The 21,988-nt window shown below is 56.5% G+C and carries 28 protein-coding genes and 3 tRNA genes; 15 read left to right on the top strand and 16 right to left on the bottom strand.

Annotation, left to right across the window (positions count from 1 at the left end; genetic code table 11):
- Positions 1 to 453, bottom strand: coding sequence for a toxin YdaT family protein (locus tag ACJ8PL_RS04870; protein ID WP_442530857.1), 453 nt, complete (start codon positions 451 to 453; stop codon positions 1 to 3).
- Positions 454 to 514: 61 nt separating this feature from the next.
- Positions 515 to 715, bottom strand: a complete 201-nt coding sequence (locus ACJ8PL_RS04865; RefSeq protein WP_072269387.1) for a Cro/CI family transcriptional regulator — start codon at positions 713 to 715, stop codon at positions 515 to 517.
- Positions 716 to 793: 78 nt separating this feature from the next.
- Here ACJ8PL_RS04865 and ACJ8PL_RS04860 point away from each other — a divergent pair, with 78 nt between their 5' ends.
- The gene (locus ACJ8PL_RS04860) at positions 794 to 1,195 is read left to right on the top strand and encodes a helix-turn-helix domain-containing protein (protein ID WP_079451881.1); all 402 of its coding nucleotides are present in this window, start codon (positions 794 to 796) and stop codon (positions 1,193 to 1,195) included.
- Positions 1,196 to 1,211: 16 nt separating this feature from the next.
- On the opposite strand, the gene ACJ8PL_RS04855 is transcribed toward ACJ8PL_RS04860, so the two are convergent.
- Positions 1,212 to 1,535, bottom strand: a complete 324-nt coding sequence (locus ACJ8PL_RS04855; protein ID WP_442530856.1) for a hypothetical protein — start codon at positions 1,533 to 1,535, stop codon at positions 1,212 to 1,214.
- A gap of 148 nt (positions 1,536 to 1,683) precedes the next feature.
- Between ACJ8PL_RS04855 and ACJ8PL_RS04850 the strand changes: the two genes are divergently transcribed.
- Genes ACJ8PL_RS04850 through ACJ8PL_RS04815 form a run of 8 tightly spaced genes read left to right on the top strand, consistent with a single transcriptional unit; the run spans position 1,684 to position 6,700 of the window.
- Complete coding sequence (locus ACJ8PL_RS04850) at positions 1,684 to 1,998, top strand: hypothetical protein (RefSeq protein ID WP_060426478.1); 315 nt, start codon at positions 1,684 to 1,686, stop codon at positions 1,996 to 1,998.
- Positions 1,999 to 2,008: 10 nt separating this feature from the next.
- Positions 2,009 to 2,287: a hypothetical protein gene (locus ACJ8PL_RS04845; protein ID WP_164050539.1), complete on the top strand. Its 279-nt coding sequence runs from the start codon at positions 2,009 to 2,011 to the stop codon at positions 2,285 to 2,287.
- A gap of 50 nt (positions 2,288 to 2,337) precedes the next feature.
- Positions 2,338 to 4,527, top strand: a complete 2,190-nt coding sequence (locus tag ACJ8PL_RS04840) for a hypothetical protein (RefSeq protein ID WP_442530854.1) — start codon at positions 2,338 to 2,340, stop codon at positions 4,525 to 4,527.
- A complete protein-coding gene (locus ACJ8PL_RS04835) occupies positions 4,524 to 5,024 on the top strand; it encodes a siphovirus Gp157 family protein (protein WP_060426487.1) in 501 nt (166 codons plus the stop codon). The genes ACJ8PL_RS04840 and ACJ8PL_RS04835 overlap by 4 nt, the downstream gene beginning before the upstream one ends.
- A gap of 41 nt (positions 5,025 to 5,065) precedes the next feature.
- Positions 5,066 to 5,242 carry a hypothetical protein gene (locus tag ACJ8PL_RS04830; protein WP_168166355.1) on the top strand — a complete coding sequence of 59 codons (177 nt, stop codon included), beginning with the start codon at positions 5,066 to 5,068 and terminating at the stop codon, positions 5,240 to 5,242.
- A 50-nt stretch (positions 5,243 to 5,292) separates the two neighbouring features.
- On the top strand, positions 5,293 to 5,502 hold the full coding sequence (locus tag ACJ8PL_RS04825) for a hypothetical protein (protein WP_072269386.1): 210 nt from the start codon (positions 5,293 to 5,295) through the stop codon (positions 5,500 to 5,502).
- Positions 5,459 to 5,683: a DUF4224 domain-containing protein gene (locus ACJ8PL_RS04820; protein ID WP_060424873.1), complete on the top strand. Its 225-nt coding sequence runs from the start codon at positions 5,459 to 5,461 to the stop codon at positions 5,681 to 5,683. Before ACJ8PL_RS04825 ends, ACJ8PL_RS04820 begins: the two co-directional genes overlap by 44 nt.
- Positions 5,684 to 6,700 (top strand): tyrosine-type recombinase/integrase, encoded by a 1,017-nt coding sequence (locus ACJ8PL_RS04815; protein ID WP_274985326.1) that lies wholly within the window; start codon positions 5,684 to 5,686, stop codon positions 6,698 to 6,700.
- A gap of 144 nt (positions 6,701 to 6,844) precedes the next feature.
- On the opposite strand, the gene ACJ8PL_RS04810 is transcribed toward ACJ8PL_RS04815, so the two are convergent.
- The 6 genes from ACJ8PL_RS04810 to uvrY all read right to left on the bottom strand — a co-directional run bounded on the left by ACJ8PL_RS04810 (position 6,845) and on the right by uvrY (position 11,039).
- Positions 6,845 to 6,930 (bottom strand) — tRNA-Leu (locus tag ACJ8PL_RS04810).
- 10 nt (positions 6,931 to 6,940) lie between these two features.
- Positions 6,941 to 7,014 (bottom strand) — tRNA-Cys (locus ACJ8PL_RS04805).
- Between the two features lie 716 nt (positions 7,015 to 7,730).
- A tRNA-Gly gene (locus ACJ8PL_RS04800) sits at positions 7,731 to 7,806 on the bottom strand.
- Positions 7,807 to 7,950: 144 nt separating this feature from the next.
- On the bottom strand, positions 7,951 to 8,499 hold the full coding sequence (gene pgsA, locus ACJ8PL_RS04795) for a CDP-diacylglycerol--glycerol-3-phosphate 3-phosphatidyltransferase (protein ID WP_004927937.1): 549 nt from the start codon (positions 8,497 to 8,499) through the stop codon (positions 7,951 to 7,953).
- A gap of 58 nt (positions 8,500 to 8,557) precedes the next feature.
- The gene (gene uvrC, locus ACJ8PL_RS04790) at positions 8,558 to 10,390 is read right to left on the bottom strand and encodes an excinuclease ABC subunit UvrC (protein ID WP_004927940.1); all 1,833 of its coding nucleotides are present in this window, start codon (positions 10,388 to 10,390) and stop codon (positions 8,558 to 8,560) included.
- The gene (gene uvrY, locus ACJ8PL_RS04785) at positions 10,383 to 11,039 is read right to left on the bottom strand and encodes a UvrY/SirA/GacA family response regulator transcription factor (RefSeq protein WP_004927947.1); all 657 of its coding nucleotides are present in this window, start codon (positions 11,037 to 11,039) and stop codon (positions 10,383 to 10,385) included. The genes uvrC and uvrY overlap by 8 nt, the downstream gene beginning before the upstream one ends.
- Positions 11,040 to 11,743: 704 nt before the next feature.
- Between uvrY and ACJ8PL_RS04780 the strand changes: the two genes are divergently transcribed.
- On the top strand, positions 11,744 to 11,968 hold the full coding sequence (locus tag ACJ8PL_RS04780) for a DUF2594 family protein (RefSeq protein ID WP_004927950.1): 225 nt from the start codon (positions 11,744 to 11,746) through the stop codon (positions 11,966 to 11,968).
- 123 nt (positions 11,969 to 12,091) lie between these two features.
- The gene (locus ACJ8PL_RS04775; protein WP_016928244.1) at positions 12,092 to 12,433 is read left to right on the top strand and encodes a GlpM family protein; all 342 of its coding nucleotides are present in this window, start codon (positions 12,092 to 12,094) and stop codon (positions 12,431 to 12,433) included.
- Between the two features lie 17 nt (positions 12,434 to 12,450).
- Here ACJ8PL_RS04775 and ACJ8PL_RS04770 read toward each other — a convergent pair whose 3' ends face one another.
- Together ACJ8PL_RS04770 and ACJ8PL_RS04765 are read right to left on the bottom strand one after the other, a co-directional pair.
- Positions 12,451 to 12,882 (bottom strand): hypothetical protein, encoded by a 432-nt coding sequence (locus tag ACJ8PL_RS04770; protein WP_028128013.1) that lies wholly within the window; start codon positions 12,880 to 12,882, stop codon positions 12,451 to 12,453.
- 171 nt (positions 12,883 to 13,053) lie between these two features.
- Positions 13,054 to 13,368 carry a hypothetical protein gene (locus tag ACJ8PL_RS04765; RefSeq protein ID WP_033633390.1) on the bottom strand — a complete coding sequence of 105 codons (315 nt, stop codon included), beginning with the start codon at positions 13,366 to 13,368 and terminating at the stop codon, positions 13,054 to 13,056.
- Positions 13,369 to 13,912: 544 nt separating this feature from the next.
- Here ACJ8PL_RS04765 and ACJ8PL_RS04760 point away from each other — a divergent pair.
- On the top strand, positions 13,913 to 14,272 hold the full coding sequence (locus tag ACJ8PL_RS04760) for a hypothetical protein (protein WP_004927961.1): 360 nt from the start codon (positions 13,913 to 13,915) through the stop codon (positions 14,270 to 14,272).
- A 41-nt stretch (positions 14,273 to 14,313) separates the two neighbouring features.
- Here ACJ8PL_RS04760 and ACJ8PL_RS04755 read toward each other — a convergent pair whose 3' ends face one another.
- From ACJ8PL_RS04755 to ACJ8PL_RS04740, 4 genes are read right to left on the bottom strand one after another with little or no spacing between them, the layout of a single operon-like run.
- Positions 14,314 to 15,582, bottom strand: coding sequence for an FAD-dependent oxidoreductase (locus tag ACJ8PL_RS04755; RefSeq protein ID WP_016928247.1), 1,269 nt, complete (start codon positions 15,580 to 15,582; stop codon positions 14,314 to 14,316).
- A complete protein-coding gene (locus ACJ8PL_RS04750) occupies positions 15,575 to 15,835 on the bottom strand; it encodes a (2Fe-2S)-binding protein (RefSeq protein ID WP_071525942.1) in 261 nt (86 codons plus the stop codon). Before ACJ8PL_RS04750 ends, ACJ8PL_RS04755 begins: the two co-directional genes overlap by 8 nt.
- Complete coding sequence (locus ACJ8PL_RS04745) at positions 15,832 to 16,956, bottom strand: NAD(P)/FAD-dependent oxidoreductase (protein ID WP_097102379.1); 1,125 nt, start codon at positions 16,954 to 16,956, stop codon at positions 15,832 to 15,834. Before ACJ8PL_RS04745 ends, ACJ8PL_RS04750 begins: the two co-directional genes overlap by 4 nt.
- Positions 16,956 to 17,903: a 4-hydroxyproline epimerase gene (locus tag ACJ8PL_RS04740; RefSeq protein ID WP_442530851.1), complete on the bottom strand. Its 948-nt coding sequence runs from the start codon at positions 17,901 to 17,903 to the stop codon at positions 16,956 to 16,958. Before ACJ8PL_RS04740 ends, ACJ8PL_RS04745 begins: the two co-directional genes overlap by 1 nt.
- A gap of 389 nt (positions 17,904 to 18,292) precedes the next feature.
- Between ACJ8PL_RS04740 and ACJ8PL_RS04735 the strand changes: the two genes are divergently transcribed.
- Positions 18,293 to 19,147: an AraC family transcriptional regulator gene (locus ACJ8PL_RS04735; protein ID WP_031300114.1), complete on the top strand. Its 855-nt coding sequence runs from the start codon at positions 18,293 to 18,295 to the stop codon at positions 19,145 to 19,147.
- A 31-nt stretch (positions 19,148 to 19,178) separates the two neighbouring features.
- Here ACJ8PL_RS04735 and ACJ8PL_RS04730 read toward each other — a convergent pair whose 3' ends face one another.
- On the bottom strand, positions 19,179 to 19,325 hold the full coding sequence (locus tag ACJ8PL_RS04730; protein WP_153303148.1) for a hypothetical protein: 147 nt from the start codon (positions 19,323 to 19,325) through the stop codon (positions 19,179 to 19,181).
- Positions 19,326 to 19,353: 28 nt separating this feature from the next.
- Between ACJ8PL_RS04730 and ACJ8PL_RS04725 the strand changes: the two genes are divergently transcribed.
- Together ACJ8PL_RS04725 and ACJ8PL_RS04720 are read left to right on the top strand one after the other, a co-directional pair.
- Complete coding sequence (locus tag ACJ8PL_RS04725) at positions 19,354 to 20,274, top strand: dihydrodipicolinate synthase family protein (protein WP_016928251.1); 921 nt, start codon at positions 19,354 to 19,356, stop codon at positions 20,272 to 20,274.
- 54 nt (positions 20,275 to 20,328) lie between these two features.
- The gene (locus tag ACJ8PL_RS04720; RefSeq protein ID WP_079452457.1) at positions 20,329 to 21,945 is read left to right on the top strand and encodes an aldehyde dehydrogenase (NADP(+)); all 1,617 of its coding nucleotides are present in this window, start codon (positions 20,329 to 20,331) and stop codon (positions 21,943 to 21,945) included.
- The last annotated feature ends 43 nt before the right edge of the window (positions 21,946 to 21,988 follow it).

Genomic DNA, 21,988 nt, shown 5'->3' with positions numbered 1-21,988 from the left:
TTACGCGGCGCTGGTCAGGCGCTGGGTTTCCTGCAAGGCGATTAACGCCCCTGCTATTCGCTGCGGGGTGTCACAGGCGCCGAGCAGGATTGCGATAATCGCGGCGGCAAATTCACGGATGGCCACCGACAGCAAATACTGCTGAGTCGGGCCGGCCAGTCGGGCGCGACGTTCCGCCGGCAGAGCGGCGAGCATAGCGTCGGCCAGCTCCTGCACCTTCTCACGCGCGGCTTTCGACTCGCTGCGCATGTGGCGAAATATCGCCTGCCGGTTGGTGTTGATCGCTCGCCAGTCGGCGGCGCCGGTTTCATCCTCGATCGGATACAGACGAACCCGGCCACCGTCGGCGCCGAGCAGGAACCATGCGCGCGTGATCTCGATGGCAACGTGTTCCTGCCCCTGCTCCGCCGCCCAGCTCACGATCTCGTTTTTCAGTTTCTCGATGTTTTCCACTTCGCGTCTCCTGTCGCTCGAAAACCAATTTTGCTTAATCGGATTTCGGTGGGGTTGGTTGTTAAGCTGCATCCGTTGATTTCGGGTGCTGGTATGCCGCGGGGTCGTAAGACAGCTCACCATCAGTTAAGCGATCTAAACGAGCAGCGCGTCGTTCGGGAATTTGCTTCCCCCAACGCGATACTGAAGCCTGCGAAACACCCGCGGCTTCAGCGAGTTTGGTTTTATTTCCGAAGAATTTAACTGCGTCTTCAGTAAGCATTCTTGCCTCCCGTGATTAACATTTGTTTGAAAATTACAACTTAACAAAAGCTAAGTCAAATTAATTTATAGTAACTGGATGAAAATGACCTCATTAAGCGACCGCATGAAAATGCGCAGGACAGAACTGGACATTTCACAGCAGCGACTAGCTGACGCTGTGAAGGTTTCTCACGTCACAGTTTTTAAATGGGAGAACGGAGACACTGAACCGAAAGGCAAAAACCTTTTTCTGTTGTCTAAGGCTCTACGCTGTACTCCTACCTGGTTGCTTTACGGTGATGAAGATCAAACCCCACTCCCTGCCGATCAGCTGCCTGTAGAGCTTGACGAGCGACAAACAAAGCTCATCGAACTATTTGATTCTCTTCCTGAATCAGAGAAAGATCGTCACTTGGCTGATCTTGAGGCCAAGGTCAACGACTTCAATGCTCTTTTTGAAGAGCTTTTGACTGCAAGAAAAAACTCAAAGAAAAAATAATATAAATATCAGCCAGTTACTCCATGCGATGCAGAGACTTAACTTTTTGCAAGTAATTTTCATTGACCAACAACTTACCTTTAGTTAAGCCAAGTCCCATCAACAGCGCACTAACCCTGCAGCGGTTGTTCAGAAATGTTCCGCCAGCCGGGCGATACGCGGCAAAGGATTTAAACGTGGTGGTCGTAACCTCGGGGCGTTGTTCTCGGCCACCACAACCCGAAAGACATTGCTGTGTGTAGTCTTTAGCCCCGCGCGCCGGGGCAATTTTTTCACCCAGCAAATTGAGGAAAGACCAGCGGCCTGACCAGCCTGACAGCCGGGAAAGACCGGCAACCACCAGACGTAAAAAAACCCGCCGAAGCGGGTTCTTTTACCCCGGTGCCGACCAAAGCAACCGGGAATGATACAGGGGACCAACCCTGTATCGAGGAAAGACCAATAACCCATGGAGCTACTGATCAGCTCCGATTATATCAGGAGTCGCTATGAAAGCACTACAGATACCCGTCACGCTGTTTATCCATGCCACAACCTTCCCACTGACCGAAGGATTTGCGGTTAGCACCGCTGATATGACTTCATTCCGTGGTTATGTTCTGCTGGAAACCCGCCAAATCCACATCGACGTTAACCAGCCTGAGCCGATCGACATCATCGGGAAACAGGTTGAAGCGTTGCAGCTGGAAAAAGCCCGTCTGGCCGACGCCACTTACAAACGCATTGCCGAGATCGACGATCAGGTTCAGCAGCTGCTTTGCATTGAGCACTGCCCTATCGAAGCCGACGAACTCCCGTACTGAGGGCGCGGCCATGGATATCGAAATGGATAACCTGAAATCAGAGCTGGTGCTGTGGTATGGAGTCGATCCAGCAAGCCAGCGCGATCAGTTCGAAGCCGCGGCGACTCACGGCTATTCCGACGAGGCGATCGAGGTTTTCACCCACATCGACGGAAACGCCGCCGACACCCGTGACCGCCTGCTGATGGCCGTAATGATGGCGACGCCTGACACCCTGCAGCAGCGCCAGCGTGAGCTTTACAGCTGGTATTGCGACAACGTGAAAGCCGTAGCGCGCGAGAAGTTTTAACCCACCCCGGCGCCTGACCAGCGCCGTTTTTAACAGAGGAAAGACCAAAAATGCCTATCTACATTTCACTTTTTGAGCCTAAGAAAAAGGCTCAGGTTAACGGCGCCGTGCCGCTGGTGATCGCGTTGGAAGCGCCAAACAAGCGCGCGGCCGAAAGCATCGCCACCGGCAAACTGTATGAAGCCTACCCGGAGGGCGGCGACAACTTCTTCAATCCGAAAACTGTCGAAGACCAAACCGGCCACCCTCGCCCGGCTGTCGGTCAGTTCGATGAAAAGTTTGCTGCTGAGAACGTGTTCGACGGCAACGCGTGGACGCCAAAAGAGCCAGAGCCGGAATTGCCGGCCGGGCCTATCGACCTGATGGCGCAACCTGCCAACGTTCGGATCGCCGCCGTTGTGATGTACGGTGATGCTGAGATCGATAATAGCCAGTTATCGCTGGTTGTGGATTTGCTCAATGACGAGGAAACGCCAGATGATACCGGCATGCGCGCGGTGATCGACGGGCTAGTATCGGTTCCCGCTGTCGGCGCCATGTACCCCGCATCCGTCTATAAATTGGTTTCAGCGCTGTTCCAAAATACTACTGCCATGCCGACCGAAGAAGCCACCACCGCATTCGCGCAGGCCTGGGTCGACAAGCCTGACGATCGCGAAAACCTCACGCAGAACAGCACCAGCACCAGCACCAGCACCAGCACCAGCACCAGCACCAGCACCAGCACCAGCACCGACAATGCCGGCGGCGCGGCCGACTACAACACCCTGAGCATGCACACAGCGTTATCGATCATGGGCGTTAATCCTGCAGAGGCAAAAGCGGCCGACGTGAAGAACGCCAAAGAGATTATCGCCAACCGCGATAACGGTTGGCGCACGTGGGACAAAACGCTGCGGGTGATCGTCGGCATTCTCAACGTCGAAACAGACGTGCGCCACGGCATCATTTCTGACGGTCTGAAAAACCTCAAGCTGATCAGCGACGACGCCGAACGCCTGCACTTTGTGAAATCCCGTCTTGCTGGTCACCCTGCATGCGCCGAGCTGGCGGACTATGGCAAGGACGACGAGAAGCCGGTCGAGGTGGCCAACCTTGGCGGCGGCCGCTTTTCAATCGACGGCCTGATCGGCAGCGGTGAGCAGCAGCATGCGGAGCCAGACACAGCGCAATCTGCCGCCTCAAATCAAGGTGAAAAAACGGAAGTGGCGCAGCAGCAAGTTACCGACGCAGCGGCGGCGCAGGCCAAGCAGCAACTGGATCAGATGGGTTATGGCGTTTACGCCAACGCACCAGCGGAGAAATCCCCGCAACTGCAGCAGGCGGAAGAAAACGCCGAGCGTGCCGAAGCGCTGGCGCAGCAGCTTAAAGCCGATGATTTCCAGCAGCGCGCCGCGCAGGTTGCGCAGGTGATCGCCGAGCAGCCAGCGGAGGCGCAGCAGAATCTCGATATCTGGAAGCGCGTTATGCGCACAGATCCTCGATATACGAAGCCGATCGAGGGGGCTGGCTATGTAGGTACAAGCATCAACAGCGAATACATGTTTATGCGCGCAACCGAAATTTTTGGCCCTATCGGTACGGGCTGGGGCTTTGACATTGTAGAGGAGAAGATGATCGCCGGCGCACCAATGAGCGAGGCCGTATTCGAGGGCGGGAAAATTATTGGTAACCGCATTCTTCGCGATGCCGACGGCTCTATCTTGTTCGAGCAGAACCACAGCCTGCTGATCGAGTTTTGGTATGTCCTGAACGGTACCAAAGGCCGCGTTACAGCATATGGCGCCACGCCGTACATGTACAAAACGAAGCGCGGTTTTATGGCTGACGGTGAGGTGATGAAAAAGAGCCTCACCGATGCGATCAAAAAGTCGCTGTCCATGCTGGGCTTCTCCGCCGACGTGTTCCTGGGTTGGCACGACCTGCCGGAATATCGGGAAGAAAACGCCACTGAGTTTGCGATCAGAAATGCCAGTGACAAGGCCGAAGACGTAACGCGCCTGCGTGAAGAACTGGACGAGAAGCTGGCAAAAGTCGCCGACACCATCACATCTGCCGTAACGGTCAACGAGGCCAGCAAGGTTCACGCCTCCATCGCTCGCGAGGTAGAAACGCATCGCAAGGCCGCTGAGGAAAAAGGCGATGCCGATCATGCCAAGTACCTGGCCGGCCGCCTGCGCCGCCTCACCGCTCTGAAAGATGAACGCATCGCAGCATTGACCGAGGAGAAAGCATCATGAGCATTAACGCCATTGCATTAGCAGCTGATTACGCCAAGTTTCAGGAGCTGATCGAAACCTCCGACGATCTGACGCCGGAGATGATCGCCGACACGCTGGAGGGTATCGAGGGGGCGCTCGGCGACAAACTGGACGCAGCTTTTATCCACGTTCGTAATATCGAGGGGCAAGCCGACACGCTGGCGGCGGAAATCAAACGCCTGACCGACCGAAAAAAATCATTCGAGAACCGCTCCAAGTCGATCCGCAAATATGTGCTGGCGTGCCTGCTGGCCAGCGGCCAGGGCTCCATTAAAACCACTGCAAATACGTTCACGGCGCGCAAAGGCTCTGCCAACGTGGTGGTCGACAATGCCGACCTGCTACCGGATGAACTGGTGACTGTGCAAACGGTGGTAGCGCCGGACAAGAAAGCCATCAAAGAGGCGATCGAAAACGGCGTGGAGGTCAAAGGCGCGCATATCGAAATCGGCGAACCAACGCTGCAGGTACGGTAATCACCCGGCCCCGGCGACGGGGCCACTACTGAGGATTTCCCATGCTGAGAATGTACCTGGCCAAAGGCGATGCGGTGCACGTGACCTTCCCCGACGGCACCACCGGAATCATTGAGGCCGAGAGCCGCGGTGAGCTGGCTTTCCATTTCCCGCAGTCTGTACGCCTGACGCGCGAGAAAGAGGCCTTTAAAAAACCGATTACGCCAAATCAGAAATAGCCACTGCCGCCATGTTTGCATTGTTGGAAACCACACAACGGGGAACAGCAATGCAACCATGGCAATCAGGCGCCCGCCTACTCTCTGATTTCGATATCAAGATCGGCCGGCTGTCTGCCAGCGTCAGAAAAGCGACGCTGAGCGATGACGATATCACCCGGGCATGTCGTGTGACCGACGACGCAATAGCCTGGATGATTGAACCGAGGAAAGACCATGCGAAACGACCACGACATAATTACGAAAGAAGAGATGATTGAGTTGACCGGCCACCATTATAAGTCGAAACAATGTGACGCTCTCCGCCGGGCCGGGATATTTTTTATTGAACGCCCTGACGGTCACCCAAAAACAACATGGGGACATTTCCTTAACCCCGTAAAATACCGTAATGAACCGCCAAAACCTGTGGCGGAAGAACCAGATTTCGAGGCGATGTAAATGGCCGGCAAGCGCAAAAACCCCGCGGATAACTGGATGCCGTCTAGAGTATCACGCGGCCGATCCGCCTATGAATTCAAGCACCCGGATGGCAGAACTATAAGGCTCTGCCCTCTTGATGCGACACAGTCCACCGTCTGGGTGGCATACGAAGAATTTACCAGTCAAAAAGAGGATAAGGTAACGTTCAAAACTTTGGCTGATAGGTTCCTAAGCTCTGCTGAATTTACCGATTTAGCCTTCGACTCCCAGAAGGATTATCAGAAATATGCAAAAAAGGTGATGCCTGTGTTTGGGAATATGGATCCGAACAACATAAAGCCGGAGCACATAAGAAAATACATGGATAAGCGAGGGCTTAAAAGTAAGACCCAGGCTAACCGCGAAAAAACCTTCATGTCGCGGGTATTCGGTTGGAGCTACGAGCGCGGATATGTGAAAGGAAATCCCTGTAAAGGGGTGAGGCAATTTAAGGAGAAGTCTCGCGAGCGCTATATCACCGACGCTGAATACGATGCAGTCTATGTGGTCGCCCCTGATACTTTGAAAGTTGCAATGGAGATCGCCTATCTGTGCTGCGCCCGGCAGGCTGACGTACTTTCGTTAAGTCGTTCGCAGATCCTAGATCCTGGGATTTTTATCTGCCAGGGCAAGACCGGTGCCAAGCAGATCAAAGCCTGGTCAGACCGACTACGTGCTGCGGTAACGTTGGCCGACACGTTGCCAATCAAAGACGGAATTTCCAGCGTGTACGTGATCCACCAACGTAACGGCAACCGTTACACGCGCGATGGATTTAATAGCCAGTGGCGCAATGCAAAGCTGGCGGCAATTGCCGCAAATCCCGATATGGATTTCGACTTCACGTACCACGACCTAAAGGCGAAAGGTATTTCTGATCTGGACGGTTCTCTGACAGATAAGCAGGCGATATCAGGCCACAAAAACGCGAGCCAGACGGCAATTTACGATCGCAAAGTGAAGATAGTGCCAGTGGTTGGCAATCAGAAAGGATGAATAAGTATGCTGCTTTCGGGATTTATCTTCTGAAAGCATCTTCTGAAGATGTTCTGAATGGTGATTTAAAGCACAAAAAGACCGCCTCTCGGCGGTCTACGACATTACTACTTATTGCTTTGATTATTCGGTATTTTCGTTCCCTGGTACCCGGGGCGGGACTTGAACCCGCACAGCCATAAGCCGAGGGATTTTAAATCCCTTGTGTCTACCGATTTCACCACCCGGGCTCGGGAAAGTTGGAGGCGCGTTCCGGAGTCGAACCGGACTGGACGGATTTGCAATCCGCTACATAACCGCTTTGTTAACGCGCCTTTATTCTGTTTGCCTTTTCAGGCCAAAGCCGGTGATTCACCCACTTCGTTTTGTTCTTTTTAACCGCGATGTTGAAATCGCATATCTTAATCATCTGATTCTTAAGTAATTTATTTCGTTACCGCCGAATCGATGGACTGCATTATGGACTAAACCCCCCACCTTGGCAACCCCCCGAAATAGCAAAAAGTTCTCTAACGCTTTCAACTGCTTATTTTGTGGGCGCACTGTTCACAATGCCAACGGAAAGGCAAGCGGAATGTTGATTTTATATGCATCGGCTCGGGGATTCACGGGCAAATCGGATCTTTTTTCTCGACATGAATCGCTTACGCACCTCTCTCCGGCTTTTCACCTGCTTATGATGATGGGATATCATGCAAAACATCATCATGGGAGACATCGCGCAATCTCCGCCGCCCTGAACGGCCAACGTAACTGCAAAGCTGGAGACTGACGTCAGGTTTTCCAGCGCACGATGGGTCGGCATCAATCCCCCCACAAAGCACCGGCACGATGCCCAATCAAATGTGCCTGTTTTCGCCGTTCAACGGGGCATCCTACGGCAGGAAAACGACAGGAGAGATAGGGACAATAGTCGATGCAGGAAGATGCAGACAGGTTTCGCCGGACGGCAAAGGAATAAAAAACGAAAAAGGGGCCGAAGCCCCTTTCTCTTACCTGCCGAATCGCGGGGATTCAACAGGCCAATATTTGGAGCGGGAAACGAGGCTCGAACTCGCGACCTCAACCTTGGCAAGGTTGCGCTCTACCAACTGAGCTATTCCCGCATTACCAGAACTGACTGATTTCTTTGCCATCTTTCGGCAATTCATCGTTGTCGTCTGATGCGATGCATTCTACTTACCTGACGTGATGAGTCAATAAAATTGTTGGCTCACCACGATCGTTTGCCGATTTTTGCAGCGTATCGATCACGGTTCCAGCAGATCGTTGCGTGCCGCGTTCAAATATTGGAACATCGACCAGAAAGTCAGCACCGCTGCGATATACAATAAGCCAATCGCCACATACTCCACGGAGCGATCCGGCCGCCACAGCAAGCCCACCAGTGACATCATCTGCGCCATGGTTTTCACTTTGCCTATCCAGGACACCGCCACGCTGCTGCGTTTGCCAATTTCTGCCATCCACTCGCGCAGCGACGAAATGATGATTTCACGGGCGATCATGGTGGCCGCCGGCAGCGTGATCCACCAGCTGTGGTAATGTTCCGCCACCAGCACCAGCGCCACCGCCACCATCACTTTATCCGCGACCGGATCCAAAAACGCTCCGAAGCGCGTCGTTTGTTTCCAGCGACGTGCCAGGAAGCCGTCAAACCAGTCGGTGACGGCGGCAAACACAAAGATAACGGCGCAAACCATCGGAGCCCAGTTGAACGGCAGATAAAACGCCAGCACAAAGAATGGGATCAGAACTACGCGAAACAGGGTAAGCCAAGTCGGTATATTCAATTGCATAATGCTACGGTAACTATCTGGCTAGAGTGGAAATTAAGAGTATGTTGCTACATTGCCCTCAGTGTTTCAATGCATTGTAGATCTTTTCTGCCAATGCTTGTGAAATACCCGGCACTTTTGCAATTTCCTCCACGCTGGCGTTCAACAAAGGTTGCAGTCCGCCCATATACTTCAACAGCACCTGGCGCCGTTTCGGCCCTACGCCTTCAATCAGCTCCAATGCGCTGGTATTTCTGACTTTCGCCCTTCTCTGCCGGTGACCGGTAATGGCATGATTGTGCGAATCGTCGCGGATGTGTTGGATCACATGCAGCGCCGGCGAATCCGGCGGCAGAGAAATCCCTTCACCTTCCGGGACGAAGAACAACGTTTCCAACCCTGCCTTGCGGTCGGCACCTTTGGCGATGCCGATCAGCAGCGGCTTATTCTTGTCCCAGGTAACATTCAGCGATTTGAATACGTCGATCGCCATGCCGAGCTGCCCTTTACCGCCGTCGATAAAGATGACATCCGGGATCTTTTTCTCTTCCAGCGCTTTGCCGTAACGGCGCTTCAGCACCTGCGTCATCGCCGCGTAGTCATCGCCAGGAGTGATGCCGCTGATATTGTAACGCCGATACTCCGCTCGCACGGGGCCGTTTCCGTCGAACACCACGCACGAAGCCACGGTCTGCTCACCCATGGTATGGCTGATATCGAAGCACTCCATACGGTTGATTTCCGTCAGGTTCAGCACTTTGGCCAACTCCGCCAGCCGCTGATGGATCGTCGACTGTTGCGAAAGCTTGGTGGTCAACGCCGTTGCCGCGTTGGTGCGCGCCAGTTTCAGATAACGGGCACGATCGCCGCGCGGTTTGCTTTGGATTTGGATCTTGCGCCCCGCCAACTCGGAAAGCGATTCCGCAAGCAGGTCTTTTTCCGGCAGGCTGAAATCCAGCAGGATCTCGCCGGGCAGCGTACGCGCCTGGCTGCCTTGCAGATAGAACTGGCCGACAAAGGTCTGCACCACCTCGCCCATATCCGTGCCGCCCGGCACTTTAGGGAAATAGCTGCGGCTGCCCAGCACCTTGCCCTGACGGATGAACAGCACGTGCAGGCACGCCATACCGGCATCGAACGCCACGCCGATCACGTCCAGATCGTCGCTGTCGCCCGACACGAACTGCCGTTCGGTGACGCGGCGCACGGCCTGAATTTGATCGCGAATGCGCGCCGCCTCTTCGAAATTAAGCAGTTTGCTGGCTTCTTCCATACGCTCAATCAGCTGGTGCAATACCTGCTGATCTTTGCCAGAAAGAAACAGCCGCACGTAGTCCACCTGCTGCCGGTACTCTTCTTCGCTCACCAGGCCGGCAACACAAGGCCCCAGACAGCGGCCGATCTGATACTGCAGGCAAGGACGCGAACGGTTGCGATACACGCTGTTTTCGCACTGGCGGATTGGGAACAGCTTCTGCAGCAGCGCCAGCGTTTCGCGCACGGCGTAAGAGTTGGGGAAAGGCCCGAAGTATTCGCCTTTGGCGTGTTTGGCGCCGCGATGCACCGCCAAACGGGGATGGGTATCCGCACTGAGAAAAATCAGCGGATAAGATTTATCGTCTCGCAAAAGAACATTATATCGCGGTTGGTACAATTTAATGTAGTTATGTTCCAACAACAGCGCTTCTGTCTCAGTATGGGTAACCGTTACGTCTATTTGCGCGATATTTTTAACCAGCGTCTCGGTTTTACGGCTGCTGACCTGCTGCCGAAAATAGCTGGCGAGACGCTTTTTCAGGTCTTTGGCTTTACCGACGTAGATCACCGTACCCGTGGCGTCGTACATACGGTAGACGCCGGGCTGGCTGGTGACGGTACTCAGGAAGGCTTTGGCATCAAAACGGTCATTCACTGCTTAACAACGTCTCCGCATTGAACAATCCATGTCGGATGGCCAGGTGAGTCAATTCAACGTCGCCGCTGATATTCAGTTTGCTGAACATGCGGTAACGGTAGCTGTTCACCGTTTTCGGGCTGAGACTCAGTTGCTCCGAGATCTCATTCACTTTTTTGCCTTTGGTGATCATCAACATGATCTGTAACTCGCGTTCAGACAAGCAGCTGAACGGCGTTTCAGCCTGCGGTTCCAACTGACTCAGGGCCATCTGCTGGGCGATATCAGACGCGATATAGCGCTGCCCGGCATGCACGGAACGCAAGGCGTTAATCACTTCCTGCGGCGCGGCGCCCTTGCTCAGGTAACCGGCGGCACCCGCCTGCATCACCTTCGCGGGCAAAGGATTTTCAGTATGGATGGTCAACATGATGACTTTGACGTCGGGTGCATAACGCACAATCTTGCGCGTGGCTTCCAGCCCGCCAATGCCCGGCATATTCATGTCCATCAGCACGATATCGACAGCGTTGCCACGGCACCATTTTACGGCGTCTTCACCGCACTGAGCCTCACCGACAACTTTTATACCTTTGATATCTTCAAGAATGCGTCGTATCCCTGCGCGCACCAGTTCGTGGTCATCAACAAGAAGAACGCTAATCAAGGAAAAATCTCCAAAAAAAGGGAGTAACGCAATCGGCCTCTGTTTTCGCCAGAGATATTACTTGTTTTTCAGACAAGAATGAACACAGATTAATACATACTTCCGAATAACTTTGCGGAGCAGAGCTGATTTTTCAATTTTAGCCGTCTATGCCGCCGATAAATCGTCACGTCGGAAAAGATCGGGCGACGAAAATAATTTCGTCGCGCTGCGTCTGACACAGGATAGCGCGACAATCATGCCGCGAGGGAGAAATCTGTGTAAGCAATCACGACATGAATAATATTAACACGGCTGTTGGCTGTTTGTAATCATTTGATATTTAAAGGCGTAACAAAATCCGCGGCTGACGCGGGTCTGGCAACCCACGGTCGAAACTATTATTCCCGGCAAACGTCGGTAAAATCGGCGCCTCCGCCCCCAATAATTATAATAACCCCGATTGTTCAACAATAACGTACCGGAAAAATACTTGTTAACCACCTCGAAATAACTTGCCGAGAGTAGATGATTCAGACAGGCAATGAGCGAACGTTGCCCACCTGCGTGACCTGAGCAAGCCCGGTGCAGATGGCAGACTCATGCTATGCTATACTCCGCGCCCAGTTAAATTCGCCGCCGCGCCAGGGGCTAATTTTTAGCCCGCGCGCGGTGCGCCAAAGCAGCTTGTATCAGGCTACGGCCTCAGAAAATCAGGAGAGAAAATGAGCAACGTTGATTTCACTACGTCTGCAAACCCGGAAATCTTGGCGACCGAAGTTGCCTGCCTCAAAGCTACGCTGACGCTGATCTTGAAGTCGATCGGCCAGGCCGACGCCGGGAAAGTCATCATCAACATGGAACGTTTCATCGCGCAGATTGAAGATCCGACCCAGGCAGAAATCTTCAAGAACAGCATTCAGCAAATCAAGCACGCTTACCGTCAGTAAGCGTTGCGCCCCAGACCCGCACTTCTTGTGGGTCTGCTTTTCACCACGCTACGCCACACCCCATTGATCTTGCACGTGCTTTCGGGCAGTGTGTTGACTTTCTCCCCCACACCCGAGACCGTTATGGGCATCCTTGTCAAAGCGCTGATCGGCGCGCTGGTCGTGGTTCTGATCGGCCTGTTAGCCAAAACGCGCAACTATTATATCGCCGGTTTAGTCCCGCTCTTTCCCACTTTCGCCCTGATTGCGCATTACATTGTCGGCAGCGAACGTTCAATTGCGGCACTGAAAACGACGCTGATTTTCGGCATGTGGGCGGTATTGCCCTACCTGGTGTATTTGATTTCGCTGTATTTCCTGATTAACAGTCTGCGGCTGTCGTTAGCGCTGGGTGCGGCGGTACTGTGCTGGATTGCGGCGGCGTGGCTATTAATTACGCTGTGGGGATGGTGGCAAGGGCATTAACGCCCTTGCCTGAGCTGTTACGGCCGCCCTGCCTGCAACACGAAGCCTCGCTGCCGATCGCCGGCGATGCGCAGATAGCGGCTTTCACCGGCGCGCAGCGTCATCGGCACGCTGCCGCTGGTTTCACGCCAAATACATAGAGAGTTCTCGATCATATCTTGCCCGATACTGACCGAAATATTGCCTGGCGGCACGCGAAACTCTGCTTTTTCTTTCGCCTCGAGTGAAGCGGCAAACTCCCCATTCACATAGACGCCGGTACGGCAGCTGCCCGCCAGCATGCCGCTGTCGCGCACCACGACCACCGTAGCGTAAGGCGTATCCGGGATATTCTGATAGAGCATCAGACGGCTTGGGGGGGGCAACTCAGCCTGTTGCGGCGGTACGGCTTGAGTCGCACACCCCGTCAGCAGTGCAGAGGCAAATAACAACGCGGCGTAATGCTTCATCCTTGGCTCCTGAAGAAAATAATGCTTATCGTAACAAGAGAATAGCTGTCTCCAGTAGCATTCATACCGCAGAGACGAAAAAATCGGATAACTTCCCACTCCTCTCACGAACCTGCAGGGATAAGAAGATTCTGCATTAAAGCCATTGAAATAAAGGCGATTCTTGCAGATTTAAAACTTGATCATGCCACGTTGGATATCTGCCGCAAAAGCACCACTGACGTAACTGAAACCATCCTGCGTGACATAAACCCGGGTATGACCGGTCTCTGATAACACCGCCACCATATATCCCAGGCTGATCATTTCATGGGACGGAACGTTCATCGGGGTTAGAAAACCGCGCCCACGGCACCACTGATAAAAGCGGGTTCGCCCATATCCCAACACGGCGCCAACATCGGAGAGGTGCTTAAAAGTATCATAATCCTCTGATGGTGAAGGTAAACCGTCATGACTTTCAGGCGTTTTCTTTATCCCAGACAAAATAAACTCCTTTTTTGACTCTGTCGCCTACGGTTATCCTTCCTCTAAAATTAATTTAAAAAATCCAAATTTAAAATGCAAATGAATTCCCTGTAACTAAAAAGCCTTCCCCAGAAAAAACCTGAAAACAAAACCCCAATAAAAAAACAGAAATAAAAAAATAAGGTATTAATACCGAGAATTAAATCCTTGGCATGGGTAAATATCCTAAATAAAAATAATATTCATACCAGATAAGAAAATGCTTAGCTTGCATATTATTTCCCTCATCAAAACGATGCAGTTGCGGTCGGATCATTGCGGCATAAAGAGAATGAATAAAATCAATGCCACATCGTCCAGCCCTCGCCGTGATGTCGCGGATCCTTACAGACTGCCCTCAATGCGCCACATCCTCTCTCAACGCGGCACTTCCTCAATCATACCTAAACAATAACCATTATCATTTCCAATTGTTCCGCCAGTTTATTACACTTTCCTACCTCGTCAGTTAGGAACATTCCTAGGCTGCGAGCCTCAGGATAGAGAAAGAGTTAGGGACACCATGAAGAATTGCCGTTGTTTGATTGTTTTGCCGTTATTGATGTTGACCGCCTGCACCCAATGGGAGAGGCCTGGCGCGGTTGAGAGTACCCGGAACGCCGAATATGCCGAATGCCGCAGCCGCGGATACGATCGCTTCCCCCCGGACGTGGTGCGGGACGTGGAGTTCAGCTACGAAAACAAATACATTCCTTGCGAGAAGAATAAGAAAGACTGTCCATCGGGATACCGCTACGACAAGGAACCGTCGATTAAAACAGTGCAGACCGATCGCAATCAGTCCGCCCGAGACGCCACCATCGAAGCCTGTATGTACGGCAAAGGCTGGCGGGAGAAAACCTACTATTGGCCGCAATGGTGATGTGGCGGCGTTTGCCTGAGGCGAAATGCCCGCAAACCCATTCAACCGTCGTCATCACATCGGCTCAGCCCCAGCGCAACCAGCGTTTCCGTCCTGACCGGCGTTAAAGGCACACGCGGCGACGGTAAAGGCCAGCTCAAAAGCTGCCTCGCCGCCGTTGCGCAGACTTTACCCTGGCATGCCCCCATGCCACAGCGGCTGCTCATCTTTGCCGTGTTCCAATCCGGCTGATGGCGTACCTGTTCCAACGTAACGTCTTCGCAGCGGCACAGTAACGTTTGCGGATTGGCCAGCGAATTCAAGCGCTCATCGAGCGCAAAAGCGGCCGCTGTCGCCGTGGCGAAACGCCGCCACCGCCGCCGCTGCGCCGCCAGGCGCTCTGCCTTTTCCCGCTGCCCGGTGGCGGCATAACCGGCAATGGCGCCTTCGGTGAGCGCCAATTCACTGCCGCCGACGCCGGTACACTCCCCGGCGGCATAAATTTGCGCTTGGCAGGTTTGCTGCCAATGATTCACCGCCACGGCGTCATGTTCTATCCGACACCCCAGCAGCATCGCCAACTCAATGTTCGCCACCAGACCAAAACCGCAGGCCAACCTGTCGCAGGCGATCGTTCTTTCCCGCCCGCCGTTATTGACACGCACCGAGGTTAAACGGTCTTGCCCCAACGCCGCCAGCACCCTGCTGCCGGCACGATAACGATGCGGCATCAAAGAAAACGCCTGACGCAGTTTGGCCGGCCAGCGCCACAAGCCGCCGGCAAACGCCGCCAACCGCCAAAGCGGCGCCTGCTCCGCCAACATGACCACCTCTCCGCCGGCCTGTTTCACGCTGTCGGCCACCGCCAACAGCAGCGGACCACTGCCGGCTATCACCACTCGCTCGCCGCGGATCGCCAATCCCTGCTTGATTTGCGCCTGTAGCCCACCGGCACCGGTCACCCCCGGCAGCGTCCAGCCGGGAAACGGCAACAACAGTTCACGCGCGCCATTGCATAAAATCAGCTTTTGATAGCGAATCACGCCACAGCCTTCAGCGTCTTCATATGCCAATCGGTTAGCGCCACACTGCGCCACCAGCTTGCAGCCGGACTGCCGTGCAATATTTTCCCGCGCCGCCACCGCCTGCCGATAGCGGTTCGCCGTTTCAGGCAACGCCGCCTGCGGTCCATCGCGCCAGATTTGCCCGCCGGGATGCGGATTATCATCAATCATTCGCACCTGGCCACCACTTTCCGCAGCGGCCAGCGCCGCCGCCATGCCGGCCGGCCCAGCGCCGACGATCAGCACCTCACAGTCGAAGTTACTCATCATCGCTCCTCTCTATGCGCATGCCGGCTTGGCACAGCGTTTGGCACGCCAGGCGACGCAGACCGTTAATGGTCACCCGGCACTCCTGACAAACGCCCATGCCGCAAAAGGGAGCGCGCGGTTGGTGTGAAACAGATAACCGACAACGATCGTCGCCGCACAGGCTGAGCGCCGCAGCAACGCTGAGACCAACCGGCACCTGTCGGTGTTCTCCATCGATGCTCAACGCGATCGTATTTTGTCTTTCATTCATACAGGCAACTCCTCGGCGGCAAACGCCCGCGCAGCCAAATACGGGGAATCGTCAATCTCCGGCGTTTGCCGGCCAATCTGCGCAGTAATCAGCGCAGCGCTGCCGAGTGCAGTCGTGACGCCCAATCCCTCATGCCCCAGAGCCAGCCACAACCAGGAATGCCGCGGATGCACGCCCAACAGCGGCAGCCCGTCGGCAGAGGCGGCGCGCAACCCTGTCCAGCAGCGAATGATGTTCATCTGCGCCAGTGCAGGCAAGAAATGCTGCGCACGCGTAAGCATTGCCGCCAACAGCGGCATGTCCAACGCCGAATCGACGGCGTCGAACTGGCGGGAAGAGCCGATCAGCCATTGTCCGGTGGGCCGCGCCTGCACATTGAAAGCCACCGACGTGCCGTTGCTGGCATGCGCGCTGGCGCCATACCCCAGCTCCACCAGTTGATGCCGCACCCGCGGCGGGTAGCGATCGGTGATCGCCAGTTGGCCCTTCTTGGCGTGAAGCAAAGTCTGTGGCAATAGGTTATTGGCCCTAAGGCCGCAGGCCAGGACCACCACCGGCGCGACCAGACGTCTGCCGTCCGTCAGCCGCACGGCTTCCTCCTCCAACGCTGTCGCTTCACCATGCACCACGTCAATTGCCGCACCACCGTCGGCCAACAGCCAGCGAGCCGCGAGCGGCGCATACACAATGCCGTCGCCCGGCACCCGCAGTCCGCCGGCCAGGCCATGCCGCAGCATCGGCTCCATGACGGCGATCTGCTCCGCCGCCAGCAGTTCCGCGGCTACGCCCTGCTCCGCCAGCCGCGCCCGCTTTTGCTCGGCGATGGCCATTTCATCCGCTTGATCCGCCAACCACAGCGTACCGCAACCGCGCCAGGCGCAGGCTTCCGGCATGCGCCCCGTCACTTCGCGCCACAACCGCAGCGAATAAGCGCTTAACGCCAGCTCGGCAGGATTATCGTCCATGCAAACCAGGTGCCCCATACCGGCTGCGGTGGCGCCGGCGCGGCGGTCGTCCACCACCGAGACACGATACCCTTCCCGCGCCAGCCGCCAGGCGCAAGCGGCGCCGATGATACCGGCGCCGACCACGATGACATCGGCTCCCCGCTCGGCGCCCATCAGCGTATTCCCCAGACGAAGGGATCGCGTTCGTCGAGCAACAGTTGGCTATCGGCGCACACATAGGCCTGCCCGCGAATAAAGGGGGCAATGCGATCGCCGTTCCAACGATAATAGGCCTGGAATTCGCTGCCGATCACGCTGGCCTGCCGCCACTGCGTGTCCGGCGGCAGTTTGCCGTCCGCCGCCAGACACGCCAGTTTGGCGCTGGTGCCGGTACCGCACGGGGAACGGTCATAGGCTTTGCCGGGACACAGCACGAAGCTGCGGCTGTCGGCCTGCGGATCGTCACCGAACAGTTCGATATGGTCTATAACGCCGCCGTCTTCACCGCGGATGCCCGCCTGTTCCAACGTCTGCCGCACCGCCCAGGTGAACGCGGTCAACGCCTCCAGATTGTGTTTATCAATGAGCAACGGTGACTCGCCGATCAGGAAGAACCAGTTGCCCCCCCAGGCGATGTCGCCCGTCACCGGCCCGTGACCGGCAACCTCAATCCGCACCTGGCGGCGGTAACGATAAGCCGCCACATTCTCCACCGTGACGCTGCCGTCATCATGCAGCGTGGCGCTTACCGGGCCGACCGGGGTCTCGATCAGATGGCGCCCGGCGTGGATGCGCCCCAGATGAGCCAGCGAAGCGACCAGCCCGATGGTGCCGTGCCCGCACATGCCCAGATAGCCGCTGTTGTTAAAGAAGATCACCCCGGCGGTGGCCTGTGGCGAGCAGGGGCGGCACAGCAACGCCCCCACCAGCACGTCATTGCCACGCGGTTCGAGCATCACCGCGCAGCGCCAATCGTCATAATGTTGTGCGAAACGCGCCCGCCGTTCCGCCATGCTACCCTCGCCAAGATCGGGAAAACCTTCCACGATCAGGCGGGTCGGCTCTCCGCCGGTATGAGAATCGATCGCCCGCAAAGCGGTGATATGCGCAGAAAGTGCCATCGGCGTCTCCTGGGTTAATGAGATGTTACCAATAGCATTAGCCTGAACGAATGTGAGCATGACGGCTTGATGCGTTTCGGCGCAGCGAATGAAGAAATCAGCACAGTGACAAAAGTCGGGACTGACGCGCCGCGGGTATGAACTTAACGATTGTCATAATAATAACTTATTTATCATATTGTTATTTCCATGCTAAACCCTTGCCTAGCGAGAAACGCCGCAGTTTTCAAGCAACCGCCAAACACCGTCCGGCAAAAGTATGCGGCAATCCGCATATTTGGCAGCCCGCCGGAAATAGCGCTTGCTTCGTTACAAAAAAGTTAATATTGATGCGAAAGCGCCAACCTGGCCCGCCTGTTTTTCCGGCTAACGACCGAAAAGGGACTGCTATGCGATCCACTTCAGACTACCCGCCTCCGGTTTCTCTCTCGCCGCCTTCGCTTGTGGGGCTGCCGGAGCAGGAGGACGTTTTTGCCGTCGAACATCTGTCGCGCCTGTGCGACGGACTGGCGCAGCAGCGCCCGAACAATCTGCGCGATCTGCTGAATACGCTGGCGCTGATCGCGCCGTTGCTGAACGCGATTCCCAACGTCGTGTTCTTTATCAAAGACGCCCAGGCTCGCTACCTGCTGGCCAACCTGACGCTGGCCAGGCGCTGCGGTTTCAAAACCGTCACGCCGCTGCTGGGTAAAACCTCCGCCGACGTTTTTCCCGCTCAGCTCGGATCCGGCTATACCGAGCAGGATCTGCGGGTATTGCGCCACGGCGTGCTGATCCAGGATCAGCTGGAAATGCACCTGTACAACGGCCGAGAAACCGGCTGGTGTCTGACGCAAAAGCTGGCGCTGTATGACGCGCAGGGAAAAATCATCGGTATGGCGGGTATTTCTCACGATCTGCAGGAGGCCAGAGCCAATCACCCGGCCTACCAGCGGCTGGCGGCGATCGACGTGCATATCCGCCGCCACTACGCCCGACCGATCGCGCTTGAAGAGCTGACGGCGCTGACCGGGTTATCGGTGGCGCAGATCGAACGCTACTGCAAACGTATCTTCCACCTCACCCCGCGCCAGATGATCCACAAAGTGCGGCTGGAAAAGGCCACGGAACTCCTGGCCGGCGATCTGCCGATCACGGACATCGCGCTGCAGTGCGGCTATACCGATCACAGCGCCTTCAGCCGTCAGTTCAAAGCGATGACCGGCTCCACGCCACGCGATTTTCGCCTGACGCTTTCCGCTTAACGCGCTGATTTACCCCGTTAACCTTCTCTTCTCACGGCGTACCGACGCCCGATTTTTCACGCCCGTTTTCCGCCGCTATTGTGCCAATTTCGTCGCGGCAATCGGCGAAAAGCGTCAAGCCTCCCTGCGCAATACCGGTCAATCTGTCGGTGAGCCTTACCAAAGATTCACTTTTCATTAACACTTTCGGACGACAGGACAACACGATGAGCCATAAAACCATAAGCTGGAGCGGCGTATTCCCGGCGGTGACGACCCAATTTCGCAACGATTTCTCTCTGGATCTCGACGCCACCCATACGGTGATCAAAAACCTGGTGCGCGACGGCGTCTCCGGCCTGGTGGTGTGCGGCACCGTCGGTGAAAATACTTCGATGACGGTGCAGGAAAAACTGGCGGTGATCGAAGTGGCGAAAGACGCCGCCGACGGTAAAGTGCCGGTGATCGCCGGCATCGCCGAGTTCACCACCGCCTTCGCGCAGAACATGGCGCGTGAAGCGCAAAAGGCTGGCGTCGACGGGATTATGGTGATGCCGGCGCTGGTCTACTCCGCCAAACCGCACGAAACCGCCGCGCACTTCCGCAGCGTCGCTGGCGCGACCGATCTGCCGATAATGGTCTACAACAACCCTCCCATTTACAAAAATGACGTCACGCCCGACATTCTGACCTCGCTGGTCGACTGCGAGAACATCGTGTGCTTCAAAGACTCGTCGGGCGATACCCGCCGCTTTATCGACCTGCGCAATGAAGTCGGCGATCGCTTCGTGCTGTTCGCCGGGTTGGACGATGTGGTGCTGGAAAGCATCGCCGTCGGCGCGCAAGGCTGGATCTCCGGCATGTCCAATGCCTTCCCGCGCGAAGGGGAAACCCTGTTCCGGCTAGCGAAGGAAAAACGCTATGAGGAAGCGTTGGCGCTATACAGCTGGTTTATGCCGCTACTGCACCTCGATGCCCGCCCCGATCTGGTGCAGTGCATCAAACTCTGCGAACAGCGGGTCGGCCGCGGCAGCGCTGTCACTCGCCCTCCACGCCTGGCGCTGCAGGGAGAAACGCTCACCGAGATCAACGCCGTGATCGATAAAGCGCTGGCCACCCGCCCTGCGCTGCCGAACGTCGGCCTGTGACGCCTTCATCGCCCGGCCATGCCGGGCGTCATGCTTTATCTACCGGGGGAAACGATGCCCAACGATCGCTACGCCGCCATCAGCGGCCAACAATTTATCGGCGGCCAGCGCCGCGCCGAAGGGGAAGCGTCGCTGTTTAGCCTGCGCGCCGACGACGGTCAGCCAACCGGCTACCGCTTCCACCAGGCCACGGCGGCAGAAACCGCCGCCGCCGCAGAAGCCGCCGCCGCGGCCTTTGCGCCCTATTCGCAACTCAGTGCAGAACAACGCGCGAACTTTCTCGACGCCATCGCCGAAGAGTTAGACGCATTGGATGATGTTTTCTTCGCCTTCGCCATGCAGGAAACGGCTTTGCCGCCTGCGCGGTTGAGCGGCGAACGCGCCAGAACCAGCGGCCAGATGCGGCTGTTCGCCACGCTGCTGCGGCGCGGCGACGTCGAGGGGGTGCGCATCGACTGCGCGCTGCCGCAGCGTTCCCCCCTGCCGCGCCCCGATCTGCGTCAATACCGCACGGCGCTCGGCCCGGTGGCGGTATTCGGCGCCAGCAACTTCCCGCTGGCGTTTTCCACCGCGGGCGGTGATACCGCCGCCGCGCTCGCCGCCGGCTGCCCGGTCGTGTTCAAGGCGCACAGCGGCCATATGATCACCGCCGAGCTGACCGCTCAGGCGATCGAGCGCGCTCGGGAACGCACAAGGATGCCCGCCGGCGTCTTCAACATGATCTTCGGCAACCGCGTGGGGGCTGATTTGGTACAACATCCGGCGATTCAGGCAGTGGGATTCACCGGCTCGCTGCAAGGCGGCCGAGCGCTGTTCGATCTGGCAATGCAACGCCCTCAACCTATCCCGGTCTTTGCAGAAATGTCGAGCATCAATCCGGTAGTGATCCTGCCCAAGGCGTTGGCGCGGCGCGGACAGCACATTGCGCAGGAGCTGGTCTCTTCCTTCACACTCGGCTGCGGTCAGTTCTGCACCAAGCCCGGCGTGATCGTCGCGCTGCGCGGCGCCGCCTTGGATCGGTTAACCGAAACGATGAGTGCCCTGGTCAACGCCGCCGAGCCGCAGCCGATGCTGAATGCCGGCACCCTGGAGCACTACCGTCACGGGCTGGCGGCCCTTGATGCCCACCCGGGTATGCGGCGGCTGGCAGGCCGAAGCGAAACGCCCGCTCTTCGGGCGGCGGCGCAGCTTTATCAGGCGGAGGAGGCGCTGTTGCTGCAGGCTGACCCGCTGCTGCAACAGGAGGTCTTCGGCCCGGTCAGCATCCTGGTGGCGGTGGATAATGAAATGCAGCTGCATGCGGCGCTAACGGCATTGCAAGGCCAGTTGACCGCCACGCTGCTGGCGGACGACGACGATCTCGATGTGGCCGCCGGTTTGACGACACTGTTGGCGCGCAAAGCCGGTCGGGTGCTGTTCAACGGGTATCCGACCGGGGTGGAAGTGTGCGACGCCATGGTGCACGGCGGCCCTTACCCGGCGACCAGCGACGCACGCGGCACCTCGGTAGGCACTCTGGCCATCGAGCGTTTCCTGCGGCCGGTCTGTTTGCAAAACACCCCTGCGGCGCTGTTGCCGCCGGCGCTGCAGGACGCCAATCCGCTCAACCTGCTGCGACTGGTTAACGGCGTTTACACCCGAGATCCCCTGGTTTCACCTGCCCAACATTAGCTCGGCCGCATCTGCCTGCCACTCAATAACAAAAGGGTAATAC

The organism is Serratia sp. CY83965 (assembly GCF_052166375.1).
GTDB lineage: Bacteria > Pseudomonadota > Gammaproteobacteria > Enterobacterales > Enterobacteriaceae > Serratia > Serratia marcescens.
Note: the sequence above shows the minus strand (reverse complement) of the source record. Positions and strands in the feature narration are given on the sequence as shown.